Raw genomic sequence first — 15,202 nt, forward strand, 5'->3', positions numbered from 1 at the left:
ATCAAGATTCCCTGCAGTGCTAGGAGCTCCTCTCGCTGCTGTCGTCGCCGTTTCCATATGCTGTATTCACTTCGTGGCCGCTGGAAGGCCGCTGAGGCCAGCAATCTGGCGCAGTCGGTTAGACTGCGGTCAGTGCCTTCGCAGGGATGACGGCAAATACGCCAAGCTATTTCAATCGTCACTCCTGTGCCGGGATGGGGGGAAATGCGCCACGCTAATCCAATCGTCACTCCTGCGAAGCCGGACTCTGCCCCTGCGAAGGCAGGGGGTCCATCTCTGTAACGGAGTCCGAGCTCAGATACTAGCGCAACAAGGCATTCACTGCCCTCGCAAAGATGGCTGCAAATATGCCAAGCTAATTCACTCGCCACGCCAACGGCCGCAGTCGTGGTGCCTACTACGTTGCGTAAGTTACAATTCAACTTACGCTTTACAACTCACATTGAGGTTCCAAGCCCCCGTGCCCGAACTCCCCGAAGTCGAAACCGTTAAGCGCGGCATAGCCCCGCATTTGATTGGCCGCGTGTTCAGTGACGTTATAATTCGCGACCATCGTTTACGCTGGCCGGTCGACCTCGAACTTGCCAACCACTTGTGCGGTGAGGAGGTTCTATCTGTTGGGCGTCGAGCTAAATATCTATTAATCCGCCTAGCCACTGGTTACCTCGTTATTCACCTCGGCATGTCAGGCCGCTTGTATTTTGTCGATGCTAATACCCCTGTGGCCAAACACGATCACCTCGATTGGCGTTTGGACGACGGCAAAATTCTGCGTTATACCGACCCCCGCCGATTTGGCGCCGTTGTTTGGGTTGAGGGCGACAATGTCGCGGGTCACAAATTATTGGCCAAACTTGGTCCCGAACCTCTGAGCGACGGTTTTAATCCGGCCTATGTATTTAAGCGCTCCCGCAAACGTGTGGTGCCGATAAAAACCTTTCTGATGGATGCCCATGTTGTTGTGGGGGTTGGCAATATCTATGCAAATGAAGCGCTCTACATGGCTGGCATTAGTCCCACACGTGAGGCCGGTAGTATCAGCCTAGCCCGCTATACTCGCCTGGTAGACGAGATTAAAAGCGTGCTCGACAAAGCCATAACCCAGGGCGGCACAACGCTTAAAGACTTTGTTGGCGGAGATGGTAAACCTGGCTACTTCAAGCAGGAGCTGCAAGTCTATGGTCGCGGCGGCCAACCCTGCTGGGGCTGCATGAAGGAATTGAGCGAGATCCGCATAGCCCAACGCACAACCGTGTTCTGTCGACGCTGCCAGAAGTAAGCATCAACCGTCACTCCTGCGAAGCCGGACTCTGCCCCTGCGAAAGCAGGGGGTCCATCCCAGCAACGGAGTCGATACTATATTAGCTGGGAATACTAATACCCCAGCGCCTGCCCCTCACGGCGAGGGTCCGCCGCGCCTTCCAGCCCTGATTTTTTAATCAGAATACCGTGCAGCCCACTGGTTTGATCGCTCTCTTTCACCGGATGCCCGCGCTTTTGTAATTGTTTAATAACATCACGATCAAACCGGCCAGTCTCCAGTTCCACAAGGTCTCCCATCGCAATGATATGCCCGTTGGCAATAGCGGAATCTATGGCCTCGCCTTGGCCAAGCACGCGGTAAAGGCTGCCCGCAACATAGTCAATAATGCGCGCGCCACCTGGCGAGCCTATGGCCAGAACCGGGCTGCCATCTCTAAACACAATAATGGGTGACATTGACGAACGCGGCCGCTTTCCGGCCTGAATACGATTCGCAATTTTGCTGCCATCTTTTTCAGCCGGGCTAAAAGAGAAGTCACTAAGTTGGTTATTCAGCAAAAAACCACCCACAAACACCCGCGAACCAAAGGCGGTTTCTATGCTCGTGGTCATGCTTAAAACATTGCCGTCGGCGTCGACAATACTGAAATGGCTGGTCGAGGGTAGCTCTGGCGACGAACTGGCAACAACCGCTGGGGCACCGACAGGTTTACCGGCTACGACGTTAGCCAAGCGGTGATTTGCTTTAATCTGAGCCGCACGGGATTTTAAATAGTGGCGCTCGACCAACCCGGCGGTTGGCACCGTCACAAAATCGGGATCGGCAATATAGCGATTGCGATCGGCAAACGCGAGCCGGGACGCTTCAATAAAGGTGTGGATAAAATCCACTCCACTCAAGGCGCCGTGTTGCTGTTCAATGGCTTCGATCACGCCCAAAATGGCCAGCACCGTCGTTCCTCCCGATGACGGCGGGGGCGCACCGCAAACGTGGTATACTCGATAAGGCGCGCACACTGCGGGTCGTTGAATAGCATGGTAATTAGCTAAATCGCTGAGGCTGAGGCTACCTGCGCGATTGGGATCATTAGCGACTGCGGCGACCATCTCCTTAGCAATATCACCGTGGTAAAAAGCCTTGCCGCCATCCTGCGCGAGCTTTCTTAGCGTCGCCGCGTAAGCCGGGTTTTGTAAAAGGTCGCCAACGGCCTTTGGCTTTCCATCGGCATTAAAAAAGTAACGGCTGATTGCTGGATTCACCGCGACCTTAGGCATCTTTTTTAATAAGGTGTGAAGGCGGGGGGAAATAACAAAGCCAGTATCGGCCAAGGCAATAGCAGGTGCAAATAGCGTTGACCACGGCAGCTTACCAAATTGGCGGTGTGCGGCATCTAACATCGCCACGACGCCCGGAACGCCAACCGAATGGCCACCGATAACCGCCTCAAAGAAACCCATCGCACTGCCGTCAGCGTGCAGAAAATGGCGTTCGTTTACTGCCTGGGGGGCGGTTTCCCTGCCATCCCAACTACTGAGCTGTTTGCGTTGCGCATCCCAAAACAGCATAAACGCACCACCGCCAATGCCCGACGATTGCGGCTCTACCAAGCCCAATACCAGCTGCGCGGCAATTCCCGCATCTACAGCTGAGCCGCCTTGGGCAAGTATCTTTTGCGCTGCCTTAGTGGCGTAAGGATTTGCTGTGACCGCCATTGCCGATTTGGCCGTAACAGCAGAGCGCTTATTAAACCCACTGGCCGCCTCAGGCACAATTGTTGGGTCACTTGCGTAGCTCGCATGACTGATCAAAAGCAAAAATGAAAAACGAAGCCATTGCTGAATAGTCAACATAAACGTAATCACGTAGTAGAGGTGGTAAATTAGCTTGCCACGTGGCGCCATGAATCGCAAAGCCTCCCTAAAGTATTCGCGACGCCATATGGATACCTGCCTACGCAGGTATGACGCTGTTGATTTCGGCACTCTTGCAAAGGCAGGAGTCCCTCACCGCAACGGAGTGGGTAACGGATTTCTCATCTCCCGCCCCTAATCATCTCTCTTTTTCTGATACCGCCGGTCACTCAAGCGCCGATGCACCCCCTTACGCAATGAGTGAAAACTGTTTTCCAGTACGTCCACGCCAACTAAGAGCCCCACCACCACGAACGCTATTAGCAGGGCGGGACCGTATTTATCCAGGCCGATCATCACGCCGATGGCTGCCAACACCCAAATAGCGGCTGCCGACGTTACTCCCAAAACCATACCGTCGCGGGACAAAATCACGCCCGCGCCGAGAAAGCCAATACCCGTAATGACCTGGCCAATAACCCGCGACGGATCGGTAACCCCATTACCAACCGATACCGACATGGCAATAAAAACATAGGTACCTAAGCAGATTAAGGCCGCCGTGCGAATACCAATTGGTTTACCACGGATCTGTCTTTCTAAACCAATAATCGCCCCGGCGACAATGGTAGTAAGTACGCCAGGCCATTTTAACGGCGCAATAGAGAGCAAACTTAAATTCGCAAACTCTAAAGCCATTTTTTATACCTAAAGAAGACCAGCAAGCCGCCAGCCAAGGCCACTAAGATGCCGATAAAAATAGCAAAGGCATAATGATTCTCGGCACCCGGAATTCCACCTACATTGATACCGAGCAAGCCTGTGGCAAAGCCCAGCGGCAAAAATATTGCCGACACAATCGACAACACATACATGCGGCTGTTGGACTCTTCCGAAATCTGATTGACCAACTCTTCTTGGCTGACAGCAGCGCGCTCGCGAATGCTGTCTAGGGTTTCAATATATTGCGCTAGGCGGTCGCCCACTTCTCTTACTCGCAGACGCTGAGCGTCGCCAAACCAGGGCAGGCGCTCGGTCTGCACCCAATTCAAAGCCTCGCGCTGGGGTGCTAGATAGCGGCGCAAAGCAATAGATTGCCTGCGCACCTGCCCTAGCTCACTGCGCAGTTTTGCCCTACCACTGCTCAACAGTGACTCCTCTAATTCATCGACCTTGTCCTCTGCATTGTCAATTGGTCCAGCCATTCTCCTAACCAAACGATCACACAATACCGCAACGAACTCGGCGCTGGTTTCAGGCCCTTCGCCCTCTTTAAAACTGCGCACAATATCGTCCATCGACAACAGGCGGCGCTTGCGCGAGCTAATAATACGGTGTTCGTCAACACACAGGCGAACCGACACCATGTCTTCGGGGTCGGCTTCTGGGTTTAAATTCACGCCGCGCAGCGCCATGAGCAAGCCGCCATTGTGGGAGGTCGCCCGTGGCCGGGTGTCTTCAGCGACCAGTGCGGCGATCGCGATGTCATCTAAGCCGCTGTGTTCTTCTAGCCACTTCAGCGTATCGGGCTTACTGTAATCAAAATGCAGCCACAGCAAGCCTTGGCCCGGCTGCCATGCGTCAATTTCGGCATGGCTCATCGGCCTAGCGCCACCTTTGCCGTCCAGTAACATCCCGTAAACTAAAAAGTCATCCATACTGGGTATCTCATTATTCGCTATTGTCATCGATAATCGCACAACAGGTCACCGGCTAACAATGCGGCTGTCAGAAATGTTGCACAGCAATAGTGCAATAAAAATAACACTACAAGGATAGCTCATGAAAATTGGTGTTTGCCTTCCCTATATGCAGCGCGGAATTCATCGCCAAGATTTTAAAGATTGGTGTCGCATCATTGACCAAGGCCCATTCCACAGCCTGTCTTGCGGCGAACGCATTACCGGCCACAGCTATGAGATCCGCAATATCCTTGCCTTTGCCGCGGCATCTACCGAGCGCGTTAGAATTATTCCAGCGCTTTACGTACTGCCGATGCACAGCGCCGTGCAAGCCGCCAAAGAAATCGCCACCCTCGACATTCTCTCGGAAGGCCGAGTCACCCTCACCGTGGGCGTTGGTGGCCGCGAGAAAGACTACGAAGCCCTTGGCGCGAGTATGGCAAATCGCTTCCAACGCATGGACGATCAAATCGCCATCATGAAGAAAGCCTGGCGCGGTGAGTTATTAGACGGTTTTGAAGAAATCGGCCCCACCCCTATTCAGGCCGGTGGCCCACCAATATTAGTTGGCGCCATGGGCCCCAAAAGTATTCAGCGGGTATCGAAGTGGGCAGACGGTCTCTACGGCTTTGCAATGGATGGCAATGCGGATCTCATCAACCACTTTTTCACCTCTGCCGATACGGCTTGGGCAAGCGCTGAGCGCGAACAAAAGCCTTATCGGCTTGGCGGCTTTTGGTACTCCCTCGCCGACGGCGCCCAAGGAAATCTTGAGCAATACGTTTTCGATTATTTAAAAACCTTTGGCGAAGCGGAGGCCCGCAAGGCCGCCAATACCATGACCATGCATGACCCTATGGCCATTAAAGATGGTATTGCGGCCATTGAGGCCCTTGGCTGCGATGAAATTCAGCTCGTGCCAGCAACAGCCGATGTTGCTGAGGTAGATCGCTTGGCGAATATGCTGGCCGGGCGATAAATGGCTGGACGGAAGGCGCACGCCTCCACTCCGGCGCGTTACTTCGCATTAAGCGGCTGGAAATAGCCGCTTCGTTGCTGAGATAGACTCCTGCCTTCGCAGGAGTGACAAAATTAATACTCTGCCGCGTTTAAACGGATAGCTTTCTGCTCAGGTGTGACCCAAACAAATCACTTTGCAGTGCCGATCACCCTCCCACAAAGACCCAAGCGTCGCCCCTGCGAAGGCAGGGGCCCAGCCCAGCAACGAAGTCGGTATTGCTCTGCGCTTAAGACACGCTAATAGACCAATGGCGCTCTTGCGTGTCTCCCGCCAAGCCTTAAGCAACTCACATCATATCTCGCTCAACATCCCGCAACCGCCGCGAGTAGCTGCGGCAGTGTTTCCACAGCCAATCTTCCTTTGCTCGACGCGCCTTTTTCATTGCCGCGCCACTGGCGTAGCCTTTAAGCTTTTTTCCCGCACCCAGGGCCTGCTCTAAACGAACAACCTCAACTTTCTTGGCACGGCATGCTCGCCAATCGGCGGCCTGAGCTGGCGCAGCAATAGTTAACACCGCGCTCAACAGCACAATGGGGCATTTCATGGTGACCTCCTTGTCGACCTTGAACAGTTTCAAAACCAGAGCCTATACGTTAAAACACTGCTGCAGGTCATGCAAACACGGCTTAACTGTCTTAACGAGTGCGCCAATGGCATAATAGACCGCTGATGCCCGCTACCGGAATTTCTTGCATGAGCAGAACAGCCCTCCCCGAATTTCTTTCCAACGCCGCTGTACCCAATGAACTTCAATCAGTCATTCTTGGCCTTGCCGAAGTCAGCGTCACCATTAGCCAAGCTTTAGCCAAAGGCGCATTGGCCGGTGTGCTCGGCGCTGCCGGTGCAGAAAACGTACAGGGCGAAGACCAAAAGAAGCTCGACGTTATCGCCAATGATTTGATTAAAGATGCCCTAGCCGCCTTACCGGCGGTTCGCGGTCTAGCCTCTGAAGAAGAGCCCGATGTGCTTGCCTGCCACACCGATGGCCAGTACCTGGTCACCTTTGACCCCTTAGATGGCTCATCGAATATCGACATTAACAGCATGGTCGGCACCATATTCTCGGTGCTGCCCCACACTGGAAACGCTGCGGTCACCGAGCAAGACTTTTTACAGCCGGGCCGCCAACAAGCCGCCGCAGGTTATGTCTTGTACGGGCCCTCAGTCATGCTGGTATTGAGTACGGGCAATGGCGTGGCCATGTTTACCCTAGACCAAGATCAAAACCGCTATCTGCTCACCGAAGCTGACATCAGCATTCCGGTCGAGGCCAAAGAATTCTCTATCAATATGTCTAACCAGCGCCACTGGGTTACTGGCATGCAGCACTACATTAGCGACCTGCTTCTCGGCAAAGAAGGCCCACGGGGCAAAGACTTTAATATGCGCTGGGTGGCAGCGATGGTCGCAGATGTTCACCGCATTCTGTGTCGGGGCGGCTTATTCACCTACCCTTGGGACAGACGCAAACCGGAGCAGGCCGGTAAATTACGGTTAATGTACGAAGCCAACCCCATGGGCTTTTTGGTTGAACAGGCCGGCGGTGAAGTGTGGACACCTGAAGGCAAAATTCTCGACATTCAACCCGAGCACATTCACCAGCGGGTTCCGGTTATTCTCGGCGCGGCAAGTGAAGTTAAAATTTGCGTTGACTACCACCAGCGCTGAGTTTTTTCAGCGCATCTAACGAGATTTACCACCATGCTCAGTTACCGTCACGGCTTTCACGCTGGCAACCATGCCGACGTGTTGAAACACCTAGTGCAGGTATTGTGCTTAGACTATTTACAGCAAAAGCCCACCGCGGTGTCTTATATCGACACCCATGCGGGTGCGGGTTTCTACTATTTTGCCAGCGCATTTAGCGCGCAAAATCGCGAGTTCGACAGCGGCATCGCCAAGCTCCGCAGCGCCACCAGTGGCCAAGATTTTCCCGTGCCACTGCAGCGCTATCTCGAGGTCATCGACGCCTGCGGTAAAGGCGAGGCCGAAGGCTACCCCGGCTCTCCCGCTATCGCCCTGCACTTATTGCGCGAGCAAGACAAAGCCCATCTATTTGAGCTTCACCCCAACGACCACGAAAAGCTGCGTAAGCGCTTTCACCACGGCGCCCGCATCAACGACTCCGATGGCTTTGCCGGTCTAAAAGCCCTGCTACCGCCACCCAGCAAGCGTGCACTGGTCTTAATTGACCCGCCGTATGAAGACAAACACGATTATCGCAATGTCATTACTGCGCTTAAAGACAGCCAGCGCCGCTTCCCCAATGGGGTGTACGCGCTGTGGTACCCACTGATACCGCGCGATGAATCCACGGATTTAGGCCGGCGTTTAAAGGCACTATCACCTAAGAATTACCTCCACGTAAAACTGACAGTACAAGCGCCAGCAGGCGAGCACGGCATGTTTGGCAGCGCAATGTTTGTCATTAACCCACCGTGGCAACTGGCCACCCAACTCGCAGAAGTGATGCCGATTCTCGAACAGCTACTTGGCGACGGTGAACACAGTCAATTTGAATTAAATTCAGCGACCCCCTAATTACTCGCCTGAAAGCCCCAGCTAATTGTTGCGACCATGCCCGCCGAAACAGGCCGAAAGTTATTGCTCTATAACTTTTGACCGCAACTGCGCCACGCTCTATAACTTATAAAAATGAAACAAGGTTATGCCCTATGACTAAAACGAGCTTTCTGCAGGCGACGGCAGCGGTACTTAGTTGCGCCGTACTCGCCGCATGTGGCGGCAGCAGCACAAGTAGCAGCCCGCCAGCAAATCGCGCGAGTAATAACGACCCGGCGTTAACTACAGACATCGCCACCTTGAACGCGGGCCTTGTTTGCGGCGAACTGACTCACCCGGCCACCGAGGTGGTATTGCTAGTGCACGGTACCTTCACCCACGGCGAAGAACAATACAACTGGAGCTACAAGCCATTATTGGAAGAACGCGGTTACGACGTTTGTCTCGTCACCTACCCGGATCGCGGCCTTAACGATTTACAAACCTCCGTTGAATATATTGTGAACGCTGTGCGGCAGATGCACGCCGATACCGGTCGTAAAATTGACGTGATCGGCCACAGCCAGGGTGGCTTACATCCACGCTGGGCGGTGACCTGGTGGCCTAGTTTACGCCCCATGGTAGATGACATTGTCAGCTTGGCGGCGCCCCATCACGGCACCCAAATGTCGCCCTCAGTCCTGACTGGCACCCTGCCCCTACCCCTGCCAGCAGCGGTCGTCCAAATGGCCCAGGACTCGGCATTTATCACCGCCTTAAATAGCGGCGACGAAACACCGGGAAATATAGATTACAGCAATATTTATACAATGATGGATGAACTAGTACAGCCCTATGAACCGGAGCCAACTGCCGCTCTTGACTTTGGCATGAGCAACCCCAAGGTCAGCAACACCCTGATTCAAGATGTGTGTACGGGGCGAATCGTCGACCACATAACCATTGGCCTCAGCGACCGTTTTACTTTTGAATTAACCTTGGATGCCCTGAGCAATACTGGCCCGGCCAATGTTGAACGCGCCGGCGGTGCCGAGCTATGCGGGCTCCTGCCACTGCCAGATCAAGCAATCTCGGCAACATTATTAGAAGATTTTGCCAGCGTCTTTGGCGGCGAATTGGCGCAGGACGCCCCCGATGCTCAACTCGTAACCGAAGAACCACCACTGCGGAGCTATGCAACAAAGCCCATGCCGCGATAGCCATATAGAACTGGGCAGCGAACGGACAAAAGGAGATTCGCTGCGCTCATATGGATACCTGCCTACGCAGGTATGACAACAAATATTGTAAGTTTAATTTATTCGTCACTCCGGCAAAGGCAGGAGTCTAGTTATCGACGAAGTAAATATTGCTCGGTGGTTTTGCATAGCACTGCGCGTTGCCGAGCTTTTGCATCTTCCGTCGCCCACCAAGTATTAAGCAGCCTAAAACCTAAACGACCTCCCCAGCAATAAACTCCATCGTCTTTACAGAGACATCAAAATTGTCGGCATGGCCAATCATCAGTGTTGTTACCTCAGCCTTTTTCCAATCTTGCAGGCGTTCGCGAATTCGCTCTTTAGGACCTAGCAATGAAATCTCATCAACCAAGGCATCCGGCACGGCCTTGATGGCTTCGTCATGCTTACCAGCATACCAAAGGTCTTGCACTTTTTGCGCTTCGTCACCAAAGCCCATGCGACCCATCAGGTTTTTATGAAAATTGTCTTTCTTAGCTCCCATACCGCCTAAATACAAGGCCATGGTCATTTTTCCGGGATACATGGCCTCTTCAAGATTGCCGTTCACTATGCAGTTCACCATCGCATTAATCTCGAAGTCTTCAGGCTTACTCGCCAAGCTATCGTCAAAAATATTCATGCGATAAGGCGAGACAAAAATTGGCATCCAACCGTCAAATCGCTCTGCCGCCAAGGCGATATTTTTCGGGCCTTCGGCGCCCAAAAATACCGGAATCTTTTTACGCAGTGGATGAGTGATGCTCTTTAACGGCTTACCTAAATTAAGATTATTGGGGCCATCATAAGGCAACTTGTATTGCTCGCCATTTAGCACAACCGGCGCCTCGCGCGCAATGACTTGCTGAAAAATATCCAGCCACTCGCGAGTACGCTCAAGTGGACGCTTAAAGGGCTGACCATACCAACCCTCAACAACCTGCGGACCAGAAACGCCAACGCCCAAACAAAGGCGACCATTGGAGATATGATCCAAGGTTAGCGCCGACATTGCCGCGCACACGGGTGCTCTTGCCGAAATTTGCATGACCCCAGTACACAAGCGAATTTTACTGGTGGATACCGCGATTGCCGACAGCGGCGTAAAACAATCTGAGCCATAGGCTTCGGCGGTAAACACCGAATCAAAACCAAACGCTTCCGCTTTTTGGGCTAGTTCAATAAAACGATCGGTTGGATTTTTTTGCCAGTAGCCAAGATGTAATCCGAGTTTCATATACGCCCTCTTTTATTCATTGATAACTACAGTTTAATTAAGAAACGACCAATACGCAGACGACAAACGCCTGGCGTAAGACGCAATGCATTCGCTGCGCTCACATGGATACCTGCCTGCGCAGGTATGACGCTACACTGAACCATATCGTATCGCTCTCCTAGATACCTGCCTGCGCAACGGTGACCCACAGGTATGACAACAGCTTTGCTGTGCATCTAACGTCTAACGTCAGAAACTTAGCCTATTCGCTTCAATACCAATGGCAAATCATCAACCGGCTTTGGCAGTGGCACGGTTTGCATTTTATCGCTAAAGCCATCTGCTAGATGGAATTCATACTGGCGCAGGAATTGGTGCATAAAGTTTTTCACTTGCATCAGTGCAAAGTGCATTCCGATACATTTATGGGCACCGCCGCCAAAGCCAACCCAGCTAAATGAGTGACGTTTGTGCTCGTTACGTGGCGCCAACCAACGGTCGATATCAAACTTAAGTGGCTCATCCCAGTACTCGGCCATCCGATGGGTGTGCTGGGGAGCAAGGAAAAGAATTGTGTTAGCCGGAATTTTATAGCCACCCAGTTCGCAGTCGTTAATAGTGCGACGCTGCATCATCATAACGGATGGATTAAGTCGCAGCGCTTCTTTAACCGCCACCTCCATCAGCGGCATATTTTCTAGGTCTTCGTAATCAAGGTAAGGCTTATCTATCAACATCGCCTCGTCACGTAAGCGCTGCTGTAGTTCGGGGTTTTGGCCCAGGTAGAACAGCATATGACTCAGAGCGCTGGTTGTGGTGTCGTGGGCCGCGAACAGCAAGAAGCTCATATGCGCTACAATATCTTCATTAGAGAAGTACTCGCCATCTTCGGTTTTCTCGCGGCAAAAATAACTAAATGTATCCGTGCCGTCACCGTTGCGACGCTCTTCAATTAAGGTGCCGAAGAATTCGATGAGATGGCGCTCGCCGATTTTACCTTTACGAAACTTAGTGCCGGGCCAATCCTTAGTAACGATACCCATCAAGCCGTCAGTGATATCCAAAAACGCTTTATTCAGTTTCTCGGCACGCTCGTCATTTTCGTGTAAACCAACAAAAATTTGCGCTGCCACATCGAGCAAAATTTTCTTAATGGCCGGGAAAAATAGCAACTCACCCTTTTCACCCCAGTCACCAATACCGTCAGCGATCATCGGCCCCATGGTGCCGATATAAGCTTTCATTGCGTCATTTTTAAACGCCGACTGCATCATGCGGCGCTGAAAGCGATGGTCTTCGTGATCACGCAGCAACAGTGCGCCTTTGTAAAAACGACCCAGCGAGCCCATATAGCCCATTTCTGCTGAGAAATTTTTATCTCTGTCGAGCATTACCTCCTTATAAAGATCGGGGCCAATCAACAGCGCCCCGCGGAAACCCGCCAAGCCAAAGCGGCTCACATTACCAAACTGCTTATACTGGTTGTCGATGGTGCCGTACAAGTCCTTCACCAACTGAAATGTCTGGCCAATAATGGGTAAACCGAAAGAACCTGGAATATGGTCCAGTTTCTCGTTATTTTTGCATTCTTTATAGCTTGGGTTTACTGCTGCAGTCATATTCAGCCCTCCGAAGGGGGATTATCGTGATGTTATTTGCGATCAATCATAGGCTCGACCCAAATACATATCAAGCGTCCGATATGAAATATTCGTCATATTCGGTATATTATCTCTGTCATATTCATCACCATCGGCTAACGCCAGATAACAAGGGTTACAAATTGAGGAAAGTAGACCACGATACCCGCCGCGCAGAAGTCGCTGGCGCCGCTGCAAAACTCATTGCTAACAAGGGCTTAGAAGCGCTTACTACAAGGGCCTTAGCCAAAGAGCTAAGCTGTTCCATTGGTGTGCTGTCCCATTATTTCAGCAGCAAAGAGGAGATTGTCATCGCCGCCTTCCGCTGGGCAGACCAACGCATCGACCATCGAATGCAAGAAGCCATCGCCTACGAAAGCCCCAATATCGACTCATTTGTGCCCGTTATTAAAGCTGGTCTGCCGCTAGACGAAGAATCTGACTTGGAATGGCGGGTGCGCCTAAACTTGCACACCTTCGCCCTCACCCACAAAGACAGCCTTGAAGCCGAACGCGACAAAAATAATCAATTTCGGGAGATGATGGCGGTAATGATCGCCAATATGCAGACCAGCGGCCACGTGCGCAACGACATCAGCGCTAGCGACATCACCAGCATCGCCTTTGACCTCGTTAATGGCATGGCCAAAAATCTATTAATGTGCCCCTTTGAAGAACGCGAAGCCAAAGCAGAATATTTGTTTAGACTTATTGCCGTATTAAAAGGCCCAGCGGCGTAGGGACTTGAAGATGATTTCAAGGAGCATTCGCTAACGCTCACATGGATACCGGCCTGCGCAGGGATGACTCCGAATTTTCGTGACACGTCGCTATTTTTTGCGTTTACCGTCTCCCGTCAAGTATTCAGCGCCTACAAGTAATCATCACAGGCCTGCCACAGCTGCTCCCGATACGCTTCACTTTCTTTCGCCAAATGATGGCGTGCACCCGCTACGAAAACGATTTTTGCACTTGGAAACTTTTGTTTAATCCTCGGCAGGTTATAGCGCCACTCTACCGTTTCATCGGCATCACCCTGCAGTATTAAAATAGAACTCTTCACTGGCCTCTGCTTGAGAAACCACGGCTGCCATTTTTTCAGCGCCCCCACCCAACTTACCGGCAGGGTTCTGGCCTGCAGTGGATCGCGCTCCCGCAGAAACTCTAAAAATGCCTGATCATCAGAGTTATCGGCAAATTTACGGGGCAAGCTGTGAATAAAATACTTCAATACGGCGTGAGCGGGTTTGCCCCACCACCAATCACAGGGCTTTAACAACGGCGCCATTAATACCACTCGTTCAAAATCACCTTCACCACCACTGAGCAAATGCGACATCAGCACGGCGCAGCCGGTACTCTGCGCAAGACCGACACGTCGCGCTGGCAGGCCAAACTTGGCGACCACGGTAAAAGCATCGTTCAACACTTGGCGGTAACGCATAAAGTCATCAATCGCCGCAGGTTCCCCACTAGACAAACCATGGCCCGGCATATCGTAGGCCACCACCGAGTAACCATGCTTTAAAAAATAATTAATTACGTTGTCGAATAAACCAACATGATCGTAGTAACCATGGTAGACAAAAGCCGTGCTGTGGGCGTTGGGTAGCAAAAAAACCTGCATAGCAATGCGTTCACCGGCACTGTCAAAGCCACCGATCAAATGCCGTAGGCCATTATATTCTCGCCGAAAATCAATGCCGTAATAGGCACAGTAATCCTCCGCCCAAGACAGTTTAGCAATGTCCGCGTCAATCCTTATATCAGGCAACACAGGAATGGCTTGGCGTGCTAGCTTGGGCGACCACAGCATTATGACAACACCTTTCTTATTTAAATTTTTCGGCAGAAGCGCATAGCGCCTGATGAGCCAATTGACGACCATCATCACCAGGAACACAGATAACGGCGTCATTATCGCTATAGAGTTCGCCCAAACTGAACGCCACAAGCGCCTCTGCAGTCCACCACATATCCTCGGGCACAGCGCTATTATCTGCACCGGCCAGCGACTTTCGCAGATGAAATTCACTACGTGTATAACTTGGGCATAAGCACTGCACTTTTACTCCATCGCGACGCACTTCTAATTGCAATGCCTCTGAGTAAGCATTGAGAAATGCCTTGCTAGCGCCGTATACCGCCATATTTTTTAATGGGAAAAAACTACCCAGTGATGACACATTAATAATTCGACCGCCGCCGTTTTCCTTCATATAGGGCAAGGCTGCACGGCACAATGCCAAGGTCGCATTGCAGTGCAAATTCACCATAGCCTGCTGCTCGTCGAGGTCAGCTTCGGCAAAACGACCAAGAGCGCCAAAGCCCGCATTATTAATCAGCAAGCTGACGGGGCCTTTCTGACGAATTGCTTCCATCACCCTCGCCACACCAATACCGCTGCTTAAATCTAGGGCAAGGCTATAAAGCGTTAAACCATTTTGTTTAAGCCCCTCAGTCAGCGCAGCCAATTTGGTCTCATCGCGCCCTACCAGCACCATTGCCTTACAACGCGGCGCCAAGTGCTCGGCATAGGCCTTGCCAATACCTGCTGAGGCACCAGTAATTAAGGCGATCTCTGTTCTCTGTTCAGTCGTCATTGCTACAGCCATTATATTTATTCACCACCGCAACAGCTGAGCCTACAATCTATACTCAGCACTGTTACAAACATTGTCTAATAGACGTCATTTTGCCTCTTATTGTGCCACGCGGATACCACTAGGCGATTACTAATTCGTAAGGCGCAAGTTCACCACGTAGCGGGGTAATATATCAGCTAC

Annotated in this window: 15 protein-coding genes; 6 read left to right on the plus strand and 9 right to left on the minus strand. The window is 52.0% G+C overall.

Going from position 1 to position 15,202, the window contains the following annotated elements; translation table 11 throughout:
* Positions 1-230 (minus strand): hypothetical protein (locus tag ABYP33_RS13275; protein ID WP_373091519.1); only part of this gene is annotated, 230 nt, incomplete at its 3' end.
* A 230-nt stretch (positions 231-460) separates the two neighbouring features.
* Here ABYP33_RS13275 and mutM point away from each other — a divergent pair.
* Positions 461-1,279: a bifunctional DNA-formamidopyrimidine glycosylase/DNA-(apurinic or apyrimidinic site) lyase gene (gene mutM, locus ABYP33_RS13280; protein ID WP_373091521.1), complete on the plus strand. Its 819-nt coding sequence runs from the start codon at positions 461-463 to the stop codon at positions 1,277-1,279.
* Between the two features lie 95 nt (positions 1,280-1,374).
* Here mutM and ggt read toward each other — a convergent pair whose 3' ends face one another.
* From ggt to ABYP33_RS13295, 3 genes are all read right to left on the minus strand, one after another.
* Complete coding sequence (ggt, locus tag ABYP33_RS13285; RefSeq protein ID WP_373091523.1) at positions 1,375-3,165, minus strand: gamma-glutamyltransferase; 1,791 nt, start codon at positions 3,163-3,165, stop codon at positions 1,375-1,377.
* A 144-nt stretch (positions 3,166-3,309) separates the two neighbouring features.
* Positions 3,310-3,813 (minus strand): MgtC/SapB family protein, encoded by a 504-nt coding sequence (locus ABYP33_RS13290; protein WP_373091524.1) that lies wholly within the window; start codon positions 3,811-3,813, stop codon positions 3,310-3,312.
* A complete protein-coding gene (locus ABYP33_RS13295) occupies positions 3,804-4,772 on the minus strand; it encodes a zinc transporter ZntB (RefSeq protein WP_373091526.1) in 969 nt (322 codons plus the stop codon). The genes ABYP33_RS13290 and ABYP33_RS13295 overlap by 10 nt, the downstream gene beginning before the upstream one ends.
* A gap of 124 nt (positions 4,773-4,896) precedes the next feature.
* On the opposite strand from ABYP33_RS13295, the gene ABYP33_RS13300 reads away from it, so the two are divergent.
* The gene (locus ABYP33_RS13300) at positions 4,897-5,775 is read left to right on the plus strand and encodes an LLM class flavin-dependent oxidoreductase (protein ID WP_373091528.1); all 879 of its coding nucleotides are present in this window, start codon (positions 4,897-4,899) and stop codon (positions 5,773-5,775) included.
* A gap of 328 nt (positions 5,776-6,103) precedes the next feature.
* Here ABYP33_RS13300 and ABYP33_RS13305 read toward each other — a convergent pair whose 3' ends face one another.
* Positions 6,104-6,361 carry a hypothetical protein gene (locus tag ABYP33_RS13305; protein ID WP_373091530.1) on the minus strand — a complete coding sequence of 86 codons (258 nt, stop codon included), beginning with the start codon at positions 6,359-6,361 and terminating at the stop codon, positions 6,104-6,106.
* A gap of 149 nt (positions 6,362-6,510) precedes the next feature.
* Between ABYP33_RS13305 and ABYP33_RS13310 the strand changes: the two genes are divergently transcribed.
* The 3 genes from ABYP33_RS13310 to ABYP33_RS13320 all read left to right on the plus strand — a co-directional run bounded on the left by ABYP33_RS13310 (position 6,511) and on the right by ABYP33_RS13320 (position 9,539).
* A complete protein-coding gene (locus ABYP33_RS13310; protein WP_373091532.1) occupies positions 6,511-7,485 on the plus strand; it encodes a class 1 fructose-bisphosphatase in 975 nt (324 codons plus the stop codon).
* A gap of 33 nt (positions 7,486-7,518) precedes the next feature.
* Positions 7,519-8,358: a 23S rRNA (adenine(2030)-N(6))-methyltransferase RlmJ gene (locus ABYP33_RS13315; RefSeq protein ID WP_373091533.1), complete on the plus strand. Its 840-nt coding sequence runs from the start codon at positions 7,519-7,521 to the stop codon at positions 8,356-8,358.
* 134 nt (positions 8,359-8,492) lie between these two features.
* Positions 8,493-9,539 carry an esterase/lipase family protein gene (locus tag ABYP33_RS13320; RefSeq protein WP_373091535.1) on the plus strand — a complete coding sequence of 349 codons (1,047 nt, stop codon included), beginning with the start codon at positions 8,493-8,495 and terminating at the stop codon, positions 9,537-9,539.
* Between the two features lie 232 nt (positions 9,540-9,771).
* On the opposite strand, the gene ABYP33_RS13325 is transcribed toward ABYP33_RS13320, so the two are convergent.
* Together ABYP33_RS13325 and ABYP33_RS13330 are read right to left on the minus strand one after the other, a co-directional pair.
* Positions 9,772-10,794, minus strand: coding sequence for an LLM class F420-dependent oxidoreductase (locus tag ABYP33_RS13325; protein WP_373091537.1), 1,023 nt, complete (start codon positions 10,792-10,794; stop codon positions 9,772-9,774).
* A 239-nt stretch (positions 10,795-11,033) separates the two neighbouring features.
* Positions 11,034-12,395 (minus strand): cytochrome P450, encoded by a 1,362-nt coding sequence (locus ABYP33_RS13330; RefSeq protein WP_373091539.1) that lies wholly within the window; start codon positions 12,393-12,395, stop codon positions 11,034-11,036.
* Between the two features lie 83 nt (positions 12,396-12,478).
* Here ABYP33_RS13330 and ABYP33_RS13335 point away from each other — a divergent pair, with 83 nt between their 5' ends.
* A complete protein-coding gene (locus ABYP33_RS13335; RefSeq protein ID WP_373091541.1) occupies positions 12,479-13,156 on the plus strand; it encodes a TetR/AcrR family transcriptional regulator in 678 nt (225 codons plus the stop codon).
* Positions 13,157-13,287: 131 nt separating this feature from the next.
* Here ABYP33_RS13335 and ABYP33_RS13340 read toward each other — a convergent pair whose 3' ends face one another.
* On the minus strand, positions 13,288-14,232 hold the full coding sequence (locus tag ABYP33_RS13340; RefSeq protein ID WP_373091543.1) for an alpha/beta hydrolase: 945 nt from the start codon (positions 14,230-14,232) through the stop codon (positions 13,288-13,290).
* Between the two features lie 16 nt (positions 14,233-14,248).
* On the minus strand, positions 14,249-15,019 hold the full coding sequence (locus ABYP33_RS13345) for an SDR family NAD(P)-dependent oxidoreductase (protein WP_373091545.1): 771 nt from the start codon (positions 15,017-15,019) through the stop codon (positions 14,249-14,251).
* Between the last annotated feature and the right edge of the window lie 183 nt (positions 15,020-15,202).

This window comes from Zhongshania sp. (assembly GCF_041584495.1).
Taxonomy (GTDB): Bacteria; Pseudomonadota; Gammaproteobacteria; order Pseudomonadales; family Spongiibacteraceae; genus Spongiibacter.